3 protein-coding genes are annotated in these 1,827 nt (G+C 64.7%); all 3 read right to left on the reverse strand.

Translation table 11 applies throughout. The annotated features are described in order from the left end of the window. Window positions 1-874: transposase (locus N4G42_RS25295; protein ID WP_260669154.1), on the reverse strand; the 874-nt coding region annotated here is incomplete at its 3' end. A gap of 101 nt (window positions 875-975) precedes the next feature. Continuing rightward, entirely contained in the window at window positions 976-1,326 is a 351-nt protein-coding gene (gene tnpB, locus N4G42_RS25300; RefSeq protein WP_008903079.1) for an IS66 family insertion sequence element accessory protein TnpB, read from the reverse strand. Further along, window positions 1,302-1,745: an IS66-like element accessory protein TnpA gene (tnpA, locus tag N4G42_RS25305; protein WP_008903080.1), complete on the reverse strand. Its 444-nt coding sequence runs from the start codon at window positions 1,743-1,745 to the stop codon at window positions 1,302-1,304. Before tnpA ends, tnpB begins: the two co-directional genes overlap by 25 nt. Between the last annotated feature and the right edge of the window lie 82 nt (window positions 1,746-1,827).

The following is a 1,827-nucleotide window of genomic DNA, read 5'->3' on the forward strand; positions in this document are numbered from 1 at the left end:
GACCTGTGCCGCTGGCGCCTGAACCATCGGTCATCTGCGCCCACATGTAGCTCTTGGACTGGGCGCTGCGACCGGCCTCCTTGAGCACCTGAATCTCGGTCTCGTCACCGAAGATCAGCGGGGCGTCCAGCACCCGGTCGCGCAGCAGGTTGATGACGGGCTGCACCGCCTGGCCCACCCGCACCACGCTGGCGGCCATGGTGTTGCGCGAGAGGTCGCGGCCTCCGAAGCGCCCCAGCAAGGCCGCCTGGCGGTACAGCGGCAGGCCGTCCACATACTTGGAAGTGATCACCCAGGCCAGCAGGCCTTCGCTGAACAGCCCCTTGGGGATGACTTGCTCGGGCTTGGCCGCCAGGCGCAGCGTGCCATCGCAGCACGGGCAGGCGTACTTGACCCGCTCGTGGCGGATCACGCGCACTTGTTGCGGAATGATGTCGAGCTGCTCGCTGGCCTCCACGCCAATCTCCCGCAGCACGGCACCGTCGTGAGGACAGACACGCTCGGATTCGGGCAGTTCGTGGCGCACCACCTCGCGCGGCAGGGCTGGGTCCAGCGGCTTGCGCCCGCGCTTGGTCCGTTTGTGAGCGGGAACCTCGACAGTGTTGTCGTCGGCCTCGGTTTCTTCCTGGGCCGGCTGGGTTGCCGAGCCGAGCGCCTCGGCCTCGTTGAAGAACATGTCCTTCTGGTGGCCTGCGCTGGCCTCGCTCTTGGCGGCGAACAACTGGCGCTTGAATTTGTTGAGCTGCTCCTTGAGCAGGTCGCGCTCGGCGCGCGTGATGCGCAGCTCACCAGCGAGTGATTCGCTGGTCTGGGTGGCCTGGGCCAGCGCCTTTTGCAAGGCTGCAAATTCTTCGGCGGTGGGCATGTGAACCATCGCCTGCTTCGATCTGCTTGTCGCTCAGGCGGTTCCTTGTGCTGGGGATTTTGCGGCAAATATTCTCAGCAGTGGCATTGCTCATTTCGGCAGCACCAGCCTCACGCAACGCGCTCGTAGAACCGCTGTGGGTGTCGCTGTGTGACCGCCAGATCAATGCCATCAAGCAACCAGTGCAGTTGTTCCACCGTCAGCGTCGGCACCACCGCCTCGTCCGGCCAGATGAAGCGGTCTTGCTCCAGGCGCTTCATCAACAACCAGAAGCCGTTGCGCTCCCAGACCAGGATCTTCACCCGGTTGCGCTGGCGGTTGCTGAACACATACACCGCCGCCGCGAACGGGTTCATGCCCAGGGCTTGCTCCACCAGGATGGCCAAACCGTTGATGCCCATTCGGAAGTCGATGGCCGGGCGGTGCAGGTACACCGTCAGCGTGTCGTCGAGCCGGAACATGGCAGGCGCCCCAGAAGTTCAAGGACGGGCAGCAACCCACCCGGGTCTGCATCGCTGAGGTCGATCTCCACCCCATTGGGCAGTCGGGCGTGCAGGCGTGTCTTGACCTCAGCGGCGGTGACGGGAGATGCCTCGGGGGCCGCCAGCCGCAACGGCACAAAAGCACTGGTGCTGGCCATGGCCACGGTCGGCAGGTTGGCACGACTTGCCTTCAGGTCCGAGCCCATGCTCTGGGTGATCCAGCGGCGCAGCAAGTTGGCGTTGATGCCGCATTGCAGCGCCATGCGCGCCACCGACACATCCGGCTGCAGGCACGCCCGCACCACCTCGGCCTTGGCCTGCGGGTCGTACACGGCACGTCCATCGTTCTTGCGCCCCGTGACCAGGCGCCTCACCACCTCTGCATCGATCTCTGACATACGTGTCCACCTTGTTCTACATGGACACGTAGCTTCCCCTCTCAGACGCTCTGTGGGAAGACGTAGTTGGCGGATCGCTTAC

The organism is Acidovorax sp. K2F (assembly GCF_025246485.1).
Taxonomy (GTDB): Bacteria; Pseudomonadota; Gammaproteobacteria; order Burkholderiales; family Burkholderiaceae_C; genus Acidovorax; species Acidovorax delafieldii.